This window comes from Palleniella intestinalis, assembly GCF_013166595.1.
Taxonomy (GTDB): Bacteria; Bacteroidota; Bacteroidia; order Bacteroidales; family Bacteroidaceae; genus Prevotella; species Prevotella intestinalis.
Genome location: NZ_JABKKG010000004.1, coordinates 1 through 19,225 on the forward strand (window position 1 = coordinate 1; position 19,225 = coordinate 19,225).

At 49.0% G+C, this 19,225-nt stretch carries 7 protein-coding genes and 1 rRNA gene; all 8 read right to left on the minus strand.

Annotation, left to right across the window (positions count from 1 at the left end; genetic code table 11):
* Positions 1 to 18: 18 nt before the first annotated feature.
* The 8 genes from HPS57_RS06655 to HPS57_RS06690 all read right to left on the minus strand — a co-directional run bounded on the left by HPS57_RS06655 (position 19) and on the right by HPS57_RS06690 (position 19,195).
* Positions 19 to 1,547 (minus strand): 16S ribosomal RNA (locus tag HPS57_RS06655).
* A gap of 919 nt (positions 1,548 to 2,466) precedes the next feature.
* Positions 2,467 to 6,453: a pectinesterase family protein gene (locus tag HPS57_RS06660; RefSeq protein WP_172181437.1), complete on the minus strand. Its 3,987-nt coding sequence runs from the start codon at positions 6,451 to 6,453 to the stop codon at positions 2,467 to 2,469.
* 245 nt (positions 6,454 to 6,698) lie between these two features.
* Positions 6,699 to 7,982 (minus strand): type II toxin-antitoxin system HipA family toxin, encoded by a 1,284-nt coding sequence (locus HPS57_RS06665; RefSeq protein ID WP_172181439.1) that lies wholly within the window; start codon positions 7,980 to 7,982, stop codon positions 6,699 to 6,701.
* Complete coding sequence (locus HPS57_RS06670) at positions 7,979 to 8,290, minus strand: helix-turn-helix domain-containing protein (RefSeq protein WP_172181441.1); 312 nt, start codon at positions 8,288 to 8,290, stop codon at positions 7,979 to 7,981. The genes HPS57_RS06665 and HPS57_RS06670 overlap by 4 nt, the downstream gene beginning before the upstream one ends.
* A gap of 869 nt (positions 8,291 to 9,159) precedes the next feature.
* Positions 9,160 to 10,815 carry a hypothetical protein gene (locus HPS57_RS06675; protein ID WP_172181435.1) on the minus strand — a complete coding sequence of 552 codons (1,656 nt, stop codon included), beginning with the start codon at positions 10,813 to 10,815 and terminating at the stop codon, positions 9,160 to 9,162.
* Between the two features lie 94 nt (positions 10,816 to 10,909).
* Positions 10,910 to 12,961 (minus strand): RagB/SusD family nutrient uptake outer membrane protein, encoded by a 2,052-nt coding sequence (locus HPS57_RS06680; RefSeq protein ID WP_172181443.1) that lies wholly within the window; start codon positions 12,959 to 12,961, stop codon positions 10,910 to 10,912.
* Positions 12,962 to 12,983: 22 nt separating this feature from the next.
* A complete protein-coding gene (locus HPS57_RS06685) occupies positions 12,984 to 16,139 on the minus strand; it encodes a SusC/RagA family TonB-linked outer membrane protein (protein ID WP_253946489.1) in 3,156 nt (1,051 codons plus the stop codon).
* A gap of 371 nt (positions 16,140 to 16,510) precedes the next feature.
* The gene (locus HPS57_RS06690; protein WP_172181445.1) at positions 16,511 to 19,195 is read right to left on the minus strand and encodes a hypothetical protein; all 2,685 of its coding nucleotides are present in this window, start codon (positions 19,193 to 19,195) and stop codon (positions 16,511 to 16,513) included.
* Between the last annotated feature and the right edge of the window lie 30 nt (positions 19,196 to 19,225).

Here is a 19,225-nt window from a genome sequence, read left to right on the forward strand (position 1 = left end):
GTGTCCTCGCTGCTCCAGAAAGGAGGTGTTCCAGCCGCACCTTCCGGTACGGCTACCTTGTTACGACTTAGCCCCAATCACCAGTTTCACCCTAGGCCGACCCTCGCGGTCACGGACTTCAGGCGCCCCCGGCTTTCATGGCTTGACGGGCGGTGTGTACAAGGCCCGGGAACGTATTCACCGCGCCATGGCTGATGCGCGATTACTAGCGAATCCAGCTTCATGGGGTCGGGTTGCAGACCCCAATCCGAACTAGGACGCACTTTCAGGATTTGATGCCATTTGCATGGCACCCGCTCTCTGTATGCGCCATTGTAACACGTGTGTAGCCCCGGACGTAAGGGCCGTGCTGATTTGACGTCATCCCCGCCTTCCTCGCACCTTGCGGCGGCAGTGTCTCCAGAGTGCCCAGCATCACCTGATGGCAACTGAAGAGAGGGGTTGCGCTCGTTATGGCACTTAAGCCGACACCTCACGGCACGAGCTGACGACAACCATGCAGCACCTCCGCAGCAGCCCCGAAGGGAAGGGGTGTCTCCACCCCATGCAGCTGCAGTTCAAGCCCGGGTAAGGTTCCTCGCGTATCATCGAATTAAACCACATGTTCCTCCGCTTGTGCGGGCCCCCGTCAATTCCTTTGAGTTTCACCGTTGCCGGCGTACTCCCCAGGTGGGATGCTTAACGCTTTCGCTTGGCCGCGCACCACAAGGGCGCACAGCGGGCATCCATCGTTTACCGCGCGGACTACCAGGGTATCTAATCCTGTTCGATACCCGCGCTTTCGAGCATCAGCGTCAGTTCCGCTGCAGCAAGCTGCCTTCGCAATCGGGGTTCTTCGTCATATCTAAGCATTTCACCGCTACACGACGAATTCCGCCTGCTTTCCGCGGACTCAAGCACGCCAGTTCGCGCTGCAAGGCCCGGGTTGAGCCCGGACATTTCACAGCACGCTTGACATGCGGCCTACGCTCCCTTTAAACCCAATAAATCCGGATAACGCCCGGACCTTCCGTATTACCGCGGCTGCTGGCACGGAATTAGCCGGTCCTTATTCATACGGTACATGCAAAGCCCTACACGTAAGGCGCGTTATTCCCGTATAAAAGCAGTTTACAACCCGTAGGGCCGTCATCCTGCACGCTACTTGGCTGGTTCAGGCTTCCGCCCATTGACCAATATTCCTCACTGCTGCCTCCCGTAGGAGTCTGGACCGTGTCTCAGTTCCAGTGTGGGGGACCTTCCTCTCAGAACCCCTACCGATCGTAGCCTTGGTGGGCCGTTACCCCGCCAACAAGCTAATCGGACGCATCCCCATCCATGGCCGAAAAAACTTTAGTCCCTGTCGGATGCCGTCAAGGGACGCCATGCGGTATTAATCCGGTTTTCACCGGGCTATCCCGCAGCCATGGGAAGGTTGGATACGCGTTACTCACCCGTGCGCCGGTCGCCATCAAACTTAGCAAGCTAAGTTCATGCTGCCCCTCGACTTGCATGTGTTAAGCCTGTAGCTAGCGTTCATCCTGAGCCAGGATCAAACTCTTCATAGTAGAATATCTTTTTCCACACCCTTATATATAACATAAGGTGGGAGAATTGTCTGAATCCAGGGCTGAAGGAGAATTACTCTTTCATCAAAGTCCCTCACAAAAAGGAGGGATTGACGGTTTCTTTCTTGTACCCTGACTTTCATTGTACCCTTCGTTCAGAAGGGCGAAAGTCGCTTCTCTTGTACTACTTGTCTGTATTGCAAATCTTTCAAAGAACTGCTTTCTCAGCTGCCTCACAGGGAGGCGTTTTTCAAAAGCGAGTGCAAAGGTATAGCTTTTTTGCCAATCTCGCAAGAATTCCGAGGGATTTTTTGCAGAAAAAGGCAATTTTTGCGCCTTTCGTTGATTTAAATTAATGAATACGGAGGGGCACACATTATAATATATTATAGAGGAAGGGTATATTGATACAGCATGATACAACGGGAGGAAGCATGAAAAAGCATGAGGTGGAGGGGAAAAATGGAGTGGGAAAACATGAAGAAAATGCATGGAAACGGGACAACAGGAAAAAATGGAGTGTGGAAATGTGGAGCGTGGGATGACATGAAGGGGCATGTGACATAATCAGTGGTTTTCCTGATGATTCTCTTTCAATGGACAAAAGGTTATGGCAGGCATTGTGAAAGGTAACATTTGGCACCACAAAAGGTTACACTTCACATTGCAAAAGAACACCTTTTATAACACACTGAAATACAAAGAATTACAACAACAAAAAGCTATTTGAAGACAAACATCCGAAATACAGCTGTCCTTCTCCTTCCAACATCTTTTTGCAAAATAGCGGAAAGTGAGATTTTGGAAAATCCTGACATAGCAAGAGTGACCTCCCGACAAGCGGAAAGCCACTCTTGTTTTTTCAATCAGTATGATTCATGAAGCAAGTATGACATGCTTTCAGAAAGCAAGCACCTTATCACATTGCTGTCTTAAGGATGCGCGGACAGATGCCCTTGGCGTCCACACGGATGAGAATCACGCCGTTGGCAGCCTGCCCTCCTACTGAAGAGAGGTGGACAGAAGGTGCGGTTATCCTCATGGAAGAGAGGAGACGGCCGTCGAGAGAGAAGACTGCCACTGTGCCGCCGACAGCGTTCTCGCCTACGTGGACGGTGCGTGTGGCACGGTCGTAGCTGACGGTTGTGCCCTCCATTGTCACGCCGGCGATGCCTGTGGTGAAATGGTTGTCCATGGTCTCGCCCATAAGGGAGTTGAGGTAGACCTCAAGGGCTGTGTAGCCGTCGTCGTTGACAGAGTTCTGGTCTGCCACGTTAGGGTTCAGTCCGTTGGCCTTCTCCCACTCGTCAGGCATGCCGTCGCCGTCGGTGTCGACAGGGACAACATAGTCTGTAGGATAGGCAAGGAAGCCCTCACACTGGCGTTCGTTGTCGATGCGTCCCCTTGTTCCGTACTTCGCTGTGCCGTTGAGCACCTCGTCAAGGATGCGAAGTTCAACCTTGTCCTTGTTCACGCAGCCGACATTCTTCTTCACAACGATGGTGTTGTAAGCCTCCTCGGCTGTCTCGATGTTCTCAAGCATGTAGTTTACAGGGATATAGCGTCCCTCGCCGCCTGCCGCCGTGTAGCGGTAGTAAGGATATTTCGGTGTGATGCGCTCGTCGACGCGAATCTGTGCGAGGCTGTAGTGTTCTGCCTCCATACCCTTCCAGTTGTCGGCTGTGGCAGCCGCGCTGGCTGTAGCGACATTGCCGTTGACGAACCATTTTGCAGGGCCGTGGGATGTCGCTCCGCTGCGTGCATAGCTGGAGTTCACGAACGCTACGGATGATTGGTTGGACAGAGGGCCTGCCTTGTAGTAGTTGTTCATGAAGTTACATTCATGGCGTGAGTTGACAATCTCATCTGGATTGTCAGGGTCTGTGATTGGCTTTGTCACCTCTGCAGTGTTCTCGCCGCCATAGCATCCGCCCTTGCTGCCGTAGTTGTAGTTGACATTGTTGACATACTCCATGAAGACGACATAGTCCTCGCCACGTGCGCCGTTGATGCGCGGGCTGCGGCTGTTGTTGTGGGCAAGGAGGTTATGGTGGTAGGTTGCCGGTGAGCCGCCCCACTGTGAGCCATAGCCACGTGCGCCTTTCTTATGTCCTGCATCATACAGTCCTTCGTGTACCATGGTGTTCTGCACGGTAAGGAAATGAGAGTCCTGAGTGTTCATGTTCTCCTCTACCGACCATCCCACGGTGCAGTGGTCAAAGATGTAGTTGGCACAGTTCTCTGTTGCCACGGCACCCTCTTCAACTACTGAGCCGGAAGCGTCGTTCTGGCCGATGCGGAAGCGTACATTCCTTATGATAAAGTTCTGTGAGCCTCCGAAGTTCATCTTGTTGTGAGTGATGACGATACCCTCACCCGGAGCTGTCTGTCCTGCGAGAGTCCAGTCGTTGCGCTTCACGCGCATGTCGCTGACAAGTTTTATCTCGCCCGATACGGCGAAGACGATTGTTATAGGTTCTTCCGGATGCTGCTTGAAAGCCCAGCGCAGCGTGCCTTCCGTTGCGCCGTCCTTGTCGTCGGCAAGGCTTGTCACCTTGACAACCTTTCCGCCACGGCCGCCGGAGGTGTATTTGCCGAAGCCCTCTGCTGTCGGGAACGCCAGCATCTTTGACGGGTCGGCAACCTTCTTTGCCACGCTTGTCACGCCGTGGCGTGAGATAGCCTTCACGGTGTAGTTGGCATTGTCATCATCCTCGATGGTGATTGTCGGTTCGGTGAGGATGCCTGCAAACTTGCCGTCCTTATATAGGATGTAGCCCACGGTCATCTTGTCGCCCTGCCATGTTATGCTGCCGTCCTCGAGAGTGAAGCCGGTAGGAGCGGCAGCACCTTTAAGGATTCTTTCGTAGTCAAAAGGAATGTCGCCTTTGAGCTGTTCGAATATGTATTTCGGGAAAAGGCATTCTGCCACTTCGGCGTCTGTTGCCTGATGTGACCATGCCACACGCTTTGAGACATCGGCAAGTGAGCCGTCAGCGTTCTTATTCTTGTATTCAACGTATGTGCACTGTCCATTGGCTCCGACGTTGTTCCAGTCGGTCCATCCTGCCGGCTTGATGTGGTTGCCAAGCGTACAGTTCATGAACACTGTGCCGGCCTTCTCCTTCCATGGGCGTCCGAGAACGTAGGAGGCAGCTGCCGTGCCGTCCTCAGCGGTGATGTTACAGTTGTTGAAGAAGAGTCCGAGATAGAGCGGTGACACGCTCAATGACGGGCATAGGCGGGATGTGATGTTTGCAAAGGCATCACCAGCTGCCGTGACATAGCCGTTGCCGCCCTTCAGGCAGCGGATTTCGCAGTTTTCGAACCATTCCAGACCGCTGTCATAGATGAAGTCTGTCGCACCGATGATTGTGCAGTCGGTGAAGTAGCCGCGTGCGCCGCCATTAGCCTTGTAGGTGTCCTGATAGCCGCTCAGGATGCAGTTCTTGAAGATGTGCGCATCGCCATGAGTGTACAATGCCTCTGCCTGTCCGTGGTTTCCGCTGGTGTTGCGGATGGTGATGTTCTCGGCATAGAAGCGTTCGGTGAACACGTTCAGGGCGGCACAGTCGTTGAATGTGGCGTTGCCGCTGCCGCGTGACACTGACGATGTGAGGATTGTAGTCTCCTTGTCCTCGCCTATAAGGCTTATGAACTTGTTCTTTGATGTCTTTGTGCCGGAATAGATGTTCTCGTCATAGACGCCCGGACGGACATAGATTATTCCGCGTCGTCCTTCGCCGACAGCGTCGATGGCTGCCTGAATGGTGGTGAAGTCGCCGCTGCCGTCCTGTGCCACGGTGAAGATTGTGACAGGGGCGTTGGCGTCAGGAGCGGTGTCAACATAGTCGTCGCCGGAGTCCACACCGAAGATTGAGAGGTCGGTCAGTTCGCCCGGGTCGGAGATTCTGTTGTCACGGGCATACTGTGCCTGCTCGGCGGTAATTTCGTTGCCGAAGATTTGGATTTTGTGCAGGCGCGGTGCCTGATACCATTCATGTTCATTGGAAGAGTTTTGGAAAATAGCCTCACCATTAAGTGTTTGATATGGGTTGCCAAGTGTCTCTCCATCCCACACTCTCCAACGTATGGATACATCCTCCTGATTGATGATGTTCTCCATGAAATAGCCTTGGTCAGAAAATGGTGTAAAACCATAGTCAATACGGTCGGAACCCATTGATGTAAGCACTTTCCAACGTTTCTGTGTCTTGGAACGATATTCCACTTTTATGCCTCTGCCGGCAGAAGTGCCTGACCAAGACCATTGTATGCGCTCCACGTATGGGATATGGTCAATCTCCACCCATCCGAGCCATTGTTTCTTGGCAGTAAGGTCTGCGCCAGCAGTGTTCTTCGTGCGACACATCTGCACGAAACCTGCCTCGCCATGAGTAGGCTTATTGTTGCTGTCATAGGTGACATTATCCTCAAGCATGACCTTATGCCCTTCCATTGTCCAATTATTAGGGAAGCCCTTGTTAGCTCCTGCAGGCTGCTGTTCATCATAGATGCGTCCCATGGCAGCGGTGGTTCCTGCCAGTCCGTTGTACGATTTCTTTGTGGCAAAGGTGCAGTTGTGGAATACGACAGGGTATTTGACTTCCGTGCCACCATTGGCAGGTGTTTCAAGTACGGCATTGACATATCCGCCGTATTTCTTAGCCTTGCTGTCCACGTACTCCGGGCAGTCTACGGCATATTTGCCCTGCCATGTGTCAGGCCATGTGTCGTCGTTGAAGTTGATGTCAATCACCTTCTTGTAAGCAGAGCTGTTGCTCCACTTTTCCACGACGCAGTCGGGGTCGTATGTCCCGTCTGCCTTCAGTGTCTGCGCGCCTGCCACATTCGCTACAAGCAACGCTGCCACTGCTGCGATGATTTGTTTGAAATAGATTCTCATGTATGGTTAGTATTGGTTTTATTTTTATAGTTTTCTTCTGCAAAGATAATGCATACAGAATTTGTTCATGTATGCTGAGGTGCAGCTTATCTTATGCAAAGATACTGATTTTCTTTCATATAGCCAAACAAAAGAGAAAAATATTGGAGGAATACTACTCAAAGACACCAAAGACAGATTCATTGGATAAAATCAGCATCAGTCCGCATTAGGCAAAGCTCACTGCATATTCATGCGACCTGCCTTCATGGTTTCAGCTCAAGATTCTTTACCCGCATGGCGATTTCCTTTTCCACCTTCTCTGTCCATAGCTCTCCGACACCGGCTCTATGAGCATAATCCGCATAATGCGAAACAATACTTGCCGCTTTTTTCAGGAATGGTTCAGCTGCTTTGACACTGTACTTCCGCGCTGTTTCCAGCAAATCCTCAGCCGTTATATCTTCCGTTTTGTCGTTTATAGTCATGCTATGGCGGTTGACATAATACGGAGCATCCACATCAATGGCAAATGTATAGTCGTATGCCGGAGCTATATGCCACTTCCCGTCATCAGCCATCATGAAACTGAAATTCTTGTTATGGTCATCCACATTCCCTCCAAGCACATTCATTACCATAAGGCGAAACAACTGTTGGAATTCAGCCGGAGGCACACCAATACGGCAAGCCACATCAAACAGGTCATCATAGGAATCGGACGAAGGATTCATTGCCGCCAATGTCTGCACATGAACCTTTCTGCCACCCCTACGGTCAAAACGTTCTGTCAGGAAATGTGTCGCCGTTCCGCATTCAAGCAAGCGGCTCGGCATCATGTTCACCCCGGCATCCACAGCCATCAGATAATAACTATACTCTATTCGGGTAGTAGGTATTTTAATATGCTCATCGAACTTGACAATCATGGGGGTGTAGCCCTCATAAGGGGCATCAACCTGACCGGAAAAGCATTGTCCTTCTTCCAAATTAACATTTACCACAGCCTTTGGGCGTCTTCCACCGGCAGACGTGCCAACTTTGAACAGGCTCTCTATCATCAAATCGTCCGACATGGTGGCATGAAATGCCCCCACCTGCTCCAAAGCCCGTTGCGCCAGTTTATGCAAGTCGGCAATCTCCACACGGAATGGAGTCTCCATTTCTTCGGCTGTTGGGGGAACAAACTCTAAAGCACCCATACCGCGCCGTCCAATGTAAGCGAGACGGTCGAGTGCAGAAAGATCCCTTGGGCGAATGCGGTGCGCCTTTGCCCATTCGTTAAACACTGTATTTCCCCAATGGTCTGGCAACGAATCGGCTATGAACGATGGCAAACCGCCGAAAACTCTTTCCTCTTCCGGATAGACAGGCAGACCATGCTGTGCAGCAGCCCCACTTATGGAGGCACGTAGCGGCGCAATGTCGTAACCACCTGACACATACTCTCGGTCGAAATAAAAGCAGGCTTTGCTCTTGTGGTTTTCACGGCTTGCAACAAGTGTCCCTACCTTTTTGCCCCATAACATCACATCCAAATTTTCTATCATGGCTTGTTCCTCCTCACTCTTTTAGGTATCAGCTTTTCTATTTTCTGAAGAGCCATCGGCGGCATAGGCAGTTCCGGCATAACCTCCTCTATACGACGCTCCAACCCAAGGACACGCAACAGCGAAATATAATTATTCAATGTCAGATTAAGATTCACGCCCTGCTCGAAATGGCTTATGGTCGCCTGCCCTACACCCGACTGTTCCGCCAGTTCCTTTTGACTCATACGTGCCGCCAATCTGTAATCCTTCAGTCGCTTCGCCAAAAGCAACAAAATATCGTTGTTCGTAGTGTATTTCTTTTTCATACAATTAATATATTACCAATTATCTGCAAAGATACAAATAATTATCCATATATTGATACACTTTCCTCTTTTTGTTGACCATGATTGAAAAAAATAGTGGTATGATATGACTCGAAGATATAGTCAAACAAAATTGATTTGTGAAAACACTCATGCCTTATTGTAAACATTTCCATGCAAAGTGTGGCAGAGCCACAACCCTTACGGGAAACGTCCCCGATAAGCCAAACGAGCAGAGCGAAACTTGTTTCAGCTATGCCGTGGCGAGGGGAGGTAGAGCGAAGCTCAACCACCTCCGGCTTTAGCCGTGAGGACTGTAAAGCAACTCAAACGCTGTGTGGTGGAACCACACTCCTTTATGCAGAACACACAGACGGCACGAACCTCAAAAATCCACTTCATACGCTTGTGCGAAGATGAACCATAAAGGAGTGTGGCGCTGCCACACTTTGCACGGCAGTTACTGTAAAACATGGAAATTATACAAAAACGCAATTATTGGGTAATTGGAAAACCATGAGCAATGCGCTTGCATATTTTCCTGTTTGACTCTAAAAAATATTATTATCAGGAAATCTTCTTAATTCGCATGAGGAATATACGTCAAGCCGATTATTTGACAATTTTGAAAAAATGTGTTTGTTTTTTTTGTTTATTTGATGGAATAAATGTATTTTTGCAGGTGTAAAATAACGGAATAAATGTAATTCGCCATGCTAAAGCGCAGAATATCAACAGAAATTGAGAATTACCTTAAATCTTCTTCCAACAAAATACTTTTATAAAAACAGAGGCACCGCAAATGAGCGGTGCCTCCTCTTGATTTATTACTACCAACTAATAACGATTAGTTGATCTCTTATACAAGGTTACTTCATCAAGTACTTCTTGCCGTTCTTGATAACGATGCCCTTGTAGTTCTCGTCAACTACCTGACCAGCGAGATTGTAGATTACGTTGGTTTTGATTGTAGCAGCAGGGTTAGCAACTTCCACATCCTCGATAGCTGTGCTTGTTCCTGCTGGGATGAAATTGAAACCGTAGAGGCCAATCTGTCCTGTTGGGATGAATACCATGTACTTAGTATTGGCAGCAGCATTGAACTTAACACTGCCAAAGAACTGCTTGTTTGGTGCATCAGCAACATGAACCTTATAGTCGTCTGTCATTACGATAGAGCTGAGAGCCTCTGTGTTTGTTCCCCAAACTACAGTGTTGTTGTTAAAATAGCCCTGGATAGTGAATGCACTTGGAGCGATTTCTTTTTTGGTAGCCTCATCAACAACCATAAGCTGACAATTGTTACGGTGAACATAAAGAATCATGTCAAGAACGCCATCAGCCTTTGTTTCAAACTCTACGTAGCTGCCACGAATAGGGAGCTGTTTACAGCCAGCTTCATAGTAAGTCTCAAGAACACGGTGAGCTGTTCCTTCAGCTGTCTCTTCATCATATTCCTCGTGTGTCAAAGCCGGATTTCCACGTCCCTGGATCTTATGAGTGAAGACGTCGTCGTAAGCCTGATTGCCACCACCTGTAAGATCAATCCATGTCTTTCCTTCAGCGATATTATCCTCATTAGGAGAAGAGAGGTAAGTCATTGTAATGTTTTCTGTTGAAGCAGTAATAGTTGCTGATTTGCCGTCAGCAGAAACAACCGGAGTTGTCTTGCCGTCAAAGCCTTCAGCAATAGAAGCAACTGACCATGTCTCCTTGAGTTCTGGAGTGAAAGTTACATAATGTACATAGCTGTTATTTTTTGACAAGGAAACGATGAGATATGTGTGCTCGCTATCAACGTTACCATTTACAATACCATTTTTTGAGCCATCTTTGCTGCTCTCAAAGTTAGTGTATGCTACCCACTTACCCATCTTCAGTGCATTGCCACGAGCAATCTCTGCCTGGTATTCCTCCTCAGAAAGATCCTCGTTAGCCTCTGCAGCGTCAAGAATCTTCTGAGCCTCAATCTTGTCTGCTTCGTTGGAAACCTGCCATATACCAATATTTGTATTATTATTGCCACGTGAAGCTGTAGCAGTAAGTATGCCTGCTTTTGTCACATTTACAACAATAGCGCCCTGTCCGGCTGCATTGAAATTTGTTTTTGGAGCAGAATAGTCGATAATTTCTGTACCGTCAAGAACGTTCTTATTGATAGAGCTGCCTACAATGGCAAGATAGTTAATGTTGTCATTGAATGTCTGTGCTGCAGTGACATCTGCACCCCATGTTGAATCATAAACACGCATCTCACCATTGTCACCCTGACCCTGTGCTGCGAGTGTAATCTCATCATCAGCATAAAGAGTCTCACCTGTGGTGTAGAAGAAATTTGCGCCACCCCAGCAACGGTTTGCATCGAAAGCCTTAACTGCTGTCTCCATGTCAGTAGCTGACATTTGCGAAGCATAGACGCGTGTCGCAGCATCGCCAGAAATCTTTTGGTAGAGCTGTGGCATCTGTGCCATAGCCGTTGTAGCAAGTCCTAAGGCTGCTACAAATGAAAGTAAAGTTTTCTTCATAGTTGAAAAATTAAAATTATTAGTAATTAGTTTTATAAACCCTGGATTGAGAGGACGTGCCCGAAAAAGCCACGTCCTCTCCTGTTAGTTTTTATCAGAAGCCTTTGTTGGCTGTTGTTCCGTAACCGTTGTCTCCATACTCATCAGGGTTGGAAATCTGATTGAGGAAATCGGCAGAGATAGGACGGTTATAGTGCTTTGCAGGGTCGAAGAACGCTGCTGCGCGCTTGTTGTGTTGTGCAAGGCGTGTCTCAAAGGCATGGTGGCGCTTCAGCAATGCCCAGCGATTAAGTTCTCCTGCCATCTCGCGTGCATACTCGTCCAGAATATCGCTCTCTGTGGCATTTGTAAGCTGTGGAGCTGTCTTTCCCTGGCGTACAGCGCGGTTGCGAAGCACGTTAAGGTATCTTGCTGCCGTAGCACCGTCTCCCAACTGCTGTGCTGCCTCCGCTGCTATAAGGTAGAGCTCTGCTGTACGGATAATCATCATGTCACCATTCTTCGTATTAAGACCACTGCCCCATGAACCACTATAACACCAATTGAACTTGATAAGCGAAGGATAGAGTTTGTAAGCGTTTGTTCCTGAAGGGTTTGATGTTGTGACATCAAATGGTGAGCGCTTGTACTCTGTATCATAGCCGTTGAGAGCATCCTGTCCGAAGAAATCGTCAATGTTTACTGTAAAGTAAGGGCTGAGTTTCTTCTCTTCAGCAGTCTTATATTCCTTGGAAAGCACAATGCGGAAGCGGTTGTCATCGACATCAACAGGATAGTCTATGACATACACGTTCTTATGGTTTGTCTCCAATTTGCTGAGATCTGGCTCATAGACATCCAATCCCTGTGCGTTTCTGCCCTTCCATGCAGAATATCCCTTAGGCCATACACCGACAGGAATATACTGGTTTGTAGCTCCCGGTTTCTGCACACCCATTTCAACATAAGGAACCAATGTATCACCGGAACATACGCCATACTTTGTGCGGAGGCTGCGAGTGATAGGGAGAGCCTTTGTGGCATAGTGTTCTCCAGCACCGTACCAACCGGAAGACTCCATAGAGAACTCTCCGAAAGCTGTCATGAAGGTGTTCTCGTAACGTTTGTCCCAATTTGCATCGAACACGTCAATGCTGTACTTTGAAGGTGCGAGTGTACAGTTGTTTGCGCGACCAATATAGTAGTTTGCATTGTCTTTTGTCTTGTACAGGTCATCGCAGTCAGCCGGTTTGCAGATGCTGTAAGTAAAAAGGTTGTTCTTGGCATATCCTGACTGGTCAGACAATTCTCCGTTGGCTCCAGATGCAATGAACAGCGCTTCCTTATTGCCACGGTTATTAGCCTGTGCCCAAAGGTCGGACACATCAGAATAGAGATAAGCTCCGAAATTCTGTTCACCGGCAGAGCCTGTTATCACGGTCTCTGCTGTGGCCTTTGCGAGCTCCCAGTATGACTTGCCGTCTTCTTTAAGTCCCTCACCTGCACCCTGTGCATAAGCACGAGCAAGGATACCATAAGCGGTCTTCTTTGTCACACGTGCATAGTTGCCGTCAGTAGGTATCTCCGACAGTTCGTTGACAGCCTCTTTCAGGTCTTTCACTATTGCTGCATAAATTTCCTCCACGCTGTTGCGTGTAGGGTTGACATTCACGTCGCCAACCTCCTGTGTGGAGAGGGTCACAGGACCATAGTAAGTCACCAGAATAAGGTTATAGAAGGCTCTGAGGGTCTTTGCCTCTGCTGCAATCTGCCTGATTTCGTCAGCAGTTCCTCCGTTGAGATTTCCTGCGTTGTTCACCACACTGTTGCAGGTTGCTATTGCAGCGTAAGCCTGCTTGAACACCTTGTTTGCGGCATTTGTGTTGGTTGTCAGTCCATCATAGTAAATCAGCTGCTTGGCATAATCTACGTTTCCTGATGGGCAGAGCCACATGTCAGTACCGCCTTCTGCCACTGACATGAAGTCGTAAACACTGTACAACTGTGTAGCCAATGGAGAGTAGCAATATGTTGCCAGACCTTTCCAGGTCTTATAGTTGTCGGCAGTGGCATCTCCCGCTGTAGGGTTGAATTCGTCAAGGTCACAAGATGACAATGAGAAAGCACCTGCCACGGCTGCCAACGCATATATTAATTTGTTCTTCATATTCTGTATGTATTAAAATGTGTTAGAAAGTAAGGTTTACACCGAACACGAGCTGCTTTGTGAGAGGATAGTTAATGCTGCCATTCATCTCTGGGTCGTAATTCTTCAGCAGGTCGCTCTTGGCAACAACCAATGGGTTGGTTATTGTACCGTATATGCGGAAGTTCTCAATGCCAATCTTCTTTGCTATGTTAGTTGGCAATGTGTAGCCAAGAGTGATATTTTTGATTTTGAAGAACGAACCATTCACGAACTGCAGTGCATAGTAGCCGGTGTAAGTCTCCAGGCTCTTTGCAGAATTGAGTGCAGGGAAATAGTGGTATGCATCGCCTGTCTCTGTTGTCCAATAGTCGAAATGTGTCGGGAAGTTGCCTCCTGCTGTCGGGTCATAAGAGCCAACGAGGTCACTCTTTATTGTCTGTCCCCAACGCATGTACATGTACACAGAGAGGTCAAAGTTCTTCCAAATGAATGTGTTCTTGAAGCCCAATGTCCAGTCAGGAGTGTTGTGTCCGAGCACCTGATAGTCATTGCCGCTTGGAGTATATTTATTATCCTTGGTGTAATAGATTATGTTGTTGTTCTCGTCCAGCTCATTCTTTGTAAACTTGCCGTCCTCTACCTTTATCATTCCCGGGATGTCAATGTGCAGGTCGCCCGGCAGTGCACCGAACACTTCTGCATCGGCAGCTTCGCTCTGTCGCCATGCTCCAAGAAGCTTGTAATGGTAATAAGAGTTTACCGGATGTCCCTTATAGTAGACATTGCCGCCATCGCCGTTAGTGATGAACTCTGTGTTATCAGATGTCAGTTTTGAGATTTCTTCACTATACGCTGCGAAAGTGATATTAGATGTCCATGTGAAGCCTTTTACCTCTTTGTCTGTGATGTTGCGTGTTGTGAGTGCCACCTCAAAACCATTGTTCTTTGTCTCACAGATGTTCATATAAGTATTGTAGTAGTTGGATGCGTCAAAAGCACCGTTTGTCACAGGCAGATTGCGGTTGTAGATGACATCCTCTGTCTTTGTGTAGTAATAGTCAAGGTTCAAGTCAACTCGTCCGTTGAACATAGCCATGTCGACACCGATGTTCCAGCTCTTGGATTTCTCCCAACCAAGGTTGAGGTTGGCGATAGAATATTTTGCACTTCCCTCATTTGTTGAGAAGCGGTAGCCATCTACATACTGATTGCCGAGAATAACTTTTACCGGAGTATATACCGACTGGCTTGAATACTCGCCGATGCTGGCTGTACCTGTCACACCGTATCCGACACGAAGCTTCAGGTTATCAAGCCATGAGCGTGTGCTTTCCATGAATTTCTCCTCAGAGATACGCCAACCTGCAGAGAATGCAGGGAATGTGTCCCATTTGTTTCCCTTTGCCAAGCGTGAAGAGCCATCGGCACGGAGAGAGAAGCTTGCCATGTATTTGCCTTCGTAAGAATAGTTTACACGACCTACATAGCTCAAACCCTTTGACATTGTATAAGTAGTCTTAGCGTCAGTATACTGTGTGTTTGAGCCGATACCGTGCCAAAGGTAAGCATTGGATGCAAGGTTATTCTGGTAAGCGTAAGAATATTCTTTACGGTTATGGTTCCATGATGTTACACCGGTAAAGGTGAGGTTATGTTTATCGGCAATGCTGAGATTGTATGTGAGGATGTTCTCCCACTTGTAGTTTGTTGTGTTTGTATTGCCGACAGAAGCGTACACATTCTTGTTTGTGTCAACACCGTTGCCAGCATTGTCATAGTCACTGTAAGAGCCGATGCCTTCAAACTTATTAGCCTTTGAGTAGCCGAGTGAAATGTTCAGGCGGGTCTCGAAAGTAAGTCCCTTCAGTGGAGTGAAACGGAGATACGGGTTAAGGTAAATCCTTGTGTCCTGGCTGTTGTTGCGGTAGTTACCCTTGTTATTGACAAGGAGGCTCACCATGTTGTCACCTGCTACAGGGCGTACGTTTACATTGCCGTCTTCATCATAGAGGCTGCCAATAGGGCTGCGTCCTATGGCACGGTCAAGCTTTGCGTAAGCCATGTTGCGATACTGGTAAGAACCCTGCATATTGACACCGGTTGAAAGCCAATTGTTTACCTTGTGGTCTATACGCAGATTTGTAGAATATATCTTGTTGTTATCATTGGCATACTGTCCTTCTTCTCCATTGAAATTGAACGACATATAAGCCTTTGTCTTCTCTGTTCCGCCACTCACAGATACAGAATAGTTCTGTGTCACTCCTGTCTTAAGCAATGCGTCAGCCCAATCGATATCCTCACCGCGCAGATAAGCGTCATAGACGGCTGAATCAAATACGGTATCGTCTGTCGTGTACTGTCCTGCCTGCATCTTTGCAAGTTTGCGGAGGTTAAAATAGTCTGCACCGTGATATACTTCAGGTACTGTTGACCACCCGTTGATTCCAAGATAAGCGTTGAAATTAACCTTTGCTTTGCCTTCCTTACCGCTCTTTGTTGTTACGATGATTATACCATTCGCACCCTGAGAACCATAAATCGCAGTAGAAGATGCATCTTTCAAGACTTCGATGCTCTCAATGTCATTCGGGTTCAGAGTATTGATGTCTCCAGGCATGCCATCAATAAGATACAATGGATTGCCACTGGCAGTAAGCGAGCGGTTGCCACGCAACTGGATAGTAGGCGTTGCACCGGCCTGTCCTGATGAGCGGGTGATGTCAAGACCTGCCACCTTGCCCTGCAGAGCCTCCATGGCATTGGATGTAGGGGAGAGGGTGATATCTTCGTTCTTTACAGATGTGATGGCACCTGTAAGGTCGCGCTTCTTCATCGTACCGTAGCCGATGACCACAACGTTGTCAAGCCCGACAGCGTCCGGCTCCATCTTTATATTGAGATGTGCACCGCTGCCAACCTTTATTGTCTGTGTCTTATAACCTGCGTATGAGAGTTGGAGTGTCTCACCAGCCTTTGCCTTAATGGAGAAATTGCCATCCATGTCGGTGATGGTACCGCCCTGCGAACCTTTCAACATGATTGTGACACCAATCATTGGTTCTCCGAACTCATCAACGACAGTGCCCTTTACGGCATTCTGCTGAGCCTGCACGAAAGTGTTCGCGCTGCCACCGGCAAGTGCCTGTACAGGAAACATTGTTGCTGCAAAGCCCGCCACAAACATCGCTTTCATAGCTCTGTTGACCAAAGTTTTGTTCTTTTGCATAAATATAAAGTTAGTTATAAATAATTTTAATTATATTCAATGGGACATTAGGTTAGGTTCTACAAATTTAGTGAATTATATAAATATGTAACTATACGTGTAATTTGTTTTAACGTATTTTATTCCGTTTAACTATGTTTTAACAATAATAAACAGAGAATATGTTATTTTTCCTTACATATCATGCAAAAATGGGATGTGTAAAGATTACGCTTATTGGGGTGTATTTAAGGGGCAGTATTGTCAAAAAAAAGGTCAGTAATGACAATATTGCCGGACTGCCAATAGTGACAGTGCTGCCAATACTGACATTACTGACCAGAATCATTGGTTAACGCTTACCTAATCACCTTCTTGCCATTGATGATGACGATGCCGCGTGCGGAGCGGCTGACACGCTGGCCGTTGAGGTTGTATGCGGCGGCATTTGCAGCGTTGTCAAGGTCGGAACCGCCGGCAATCTCGGTGATACCTGTGGAGATGCCGTTGACATAGACATTGACAGTGCGTGTGAAGGAGTAGCCGCCTTCCTCACACTTCACCTCAAAGCTCATCACGGACTCGTGTGCCGGAGCTGTCACGGTGAGTGTGCTGCCGTTGACTGTCGCGCCTGCACCGCTTACGGAGAACGCTGCAGCAGAGGTGTATCCGGCGAAGAGAGGCATAAGGTCTATGTCGAGAGACTTGCCGCCTGCCACCTCATAATGAGGCTGCGCCATCCAGTTGAGATACTCTTCAAGGGCTGTGTAGCCGTCGTTGTCATTGTCGGAATTGTTGTCCGGCGAGGTCACTGACAGTCCGTGGGTGCGCTCCCACCAGTCCGGCATACCGTCAAGGTCGGTGTCAAAGTCGGCAGAGCGACGCACTTCAGGGATGTCGACATAACCTTCTGAATCCCATTCGCGGTCGATGAGACCCTTCTTGCCTGTCTTGCTGCCCACCTTGCTTGTCGTTCCGTTGACGGTTTCGCTGACCATTCGCGCGTCATGGCTGTTGAAGAACGGCTGGTTGCAACCCACATCGGAGAGTACATTGCGGTAAGCCTGCTCGGCACTCTCTATGGTTGCGTAGGAAGGGAAGAACGGTTCGCTGACAAAAGGCTCCCAGTTGAGTTCCTGACCACCGGAGAGTGAATAGCGGAAAGTTGTGTTTTCTTTGTCGTAGACCTTGTTTCCGTTCAGTTCTTCGCGTATGTTTCCACTCACGTATGCCGACTGCGTGCCCTTTCCGGTGCCTTCAAGCTGAAGGTTGAGAAGGTAGTTCTGCCGTGTGGAAGGTCCTTTCTTGTAATAGTTGTTCACAAAATTTATCTCATGGCTGCCACCGTCGGTTGCTCTTCCGCCCCAGTTGTAGACAACATTGTTGAACACATCGTGTGCTCCGTCGTAGAAACCGCTGCCGGTAAGTCCGCCCGAGAGACTCCAGTTGCGTCCCTCATTGTGTGCGAGGAGGTTATGGTGGAATGAGCCCACACCACTACCCTGTCCGCCGCCGATAGTTGCTGCATAGCCGTGCTGTGCACCGCTGCCGTAGTTAGGGTGGTCGGCACAGTTAAGAGACTCTGATAAAAGAGTGCGCTGAAGCGTTATGCTCTTTGCACCGCGTGAGGAGAAAGCCTCGTCCGTTGTCCACGAAACGGAACAGTGGTCGACAATGGCATGGTCGCCGCCTGCCAGTCCCAGACCGTCCAGACCTTTGTTCTGCTCTGCCTCGATAGGACCGTTTTGGTCGCCTGCATAGCCGCGGTAGCTGCGAATAAAGCGTGTTATGCCGTCGGAATTCACACCGAGTGGCGCGCCACGGAAGGTTATGCCCTCGCCCGGAGCTGTCTGTCCGGCGATTGTCACGTACTTGTCGGAGCATACGAGCCTGCCTTTCAGCGTGATGTAGCCTGAGACATCGAAGACAATAGTCCTTGGGCCTTCAACCTTTGTCAAGCCATAACGGAACGTGCCCGGCTGCGGATTGTCCACATCATCGTCAAGGGATGTGACATGATAGACCACGCCTCCTCTGCCACCTATCGCGAATCTGCCGTAGCCTTCAGCACCCGGGAATGCGAGATGTCTCGGGCGGAATGACCATACATCGCCCTCATATCTGTTGCCGGCAGCGTCTTCCTCGTCGATGCGCCAATAGTAGACGTTGTGGCTGCTGAGACCCTGCGGAGCGTACTGTGCCTCGGTTGTGGCAATCATCTCGGTGAGGTCGTCAGGCGATGTGCCGAACATCACATGGTGCTTCACGGCAGATGATGCCGGTTTCCATGTCAGGACGATGTCGCCCGCCTCATTGACCGGTGCGTCGACGGCAGCGGCGTGCATGTCGATGTTGGCAGGATAAGGGTCGGAAGCGGTCGTCTTAGGGTTCGGACGGTCGAAGATGAGCGCGTTGACAGCAACATAGTTGTTGATGTACTCCGTACCTGCCTTCGGGTCGGAAACATATTCGATGACAACATCCTTGCCTTCCTCGGCAGTGAACTTCACATAGGACATGCCCGAAAGGGAGTTTTTCTCTTGACGGATGGTCTGCTCAACGCCTTCGAGAACCTGCACACCGTTGACAAGAACCTTCACTGTCGGATAGTCCGGAGTCATCACGCCGTCGACATTGTTATGGTAAGCGGCAAGCGAGTGCTCACCCGCTTTCAGTCCGCTGATAGTGAACCGCAAGCCCATCGGTTCGGTCTTGGAAGCCGAATAGTTGCCATCCTCGAGGATTATCGGGAAGACAGCGTCGCCGATAAGCTGGTTCTTGCTTTTGGCACCGTCCTTCCACCAGTTGCAGTAGACGGCATTGCCGGCATTGCCCGGGGCTTTCACTGACTCCACCTTTATGGTCACTGCACTGCCGTCATCGGCTGTGAAAACCTGTTCGTCACTTTCCACGCGTGCCACTTCCCACGGTTGGAACCCTTCCTCCGTGGTCGTTTTCGACTGATTGGAGATGTTGAAATCGATTCTCTGTGCCATCATGTTTGTGGAACAGAGCAAAAGAGCATAAATAAGTTCTTTTTTCATTTGGTTAGTTGGTTAGTTTGGTCAGTATTG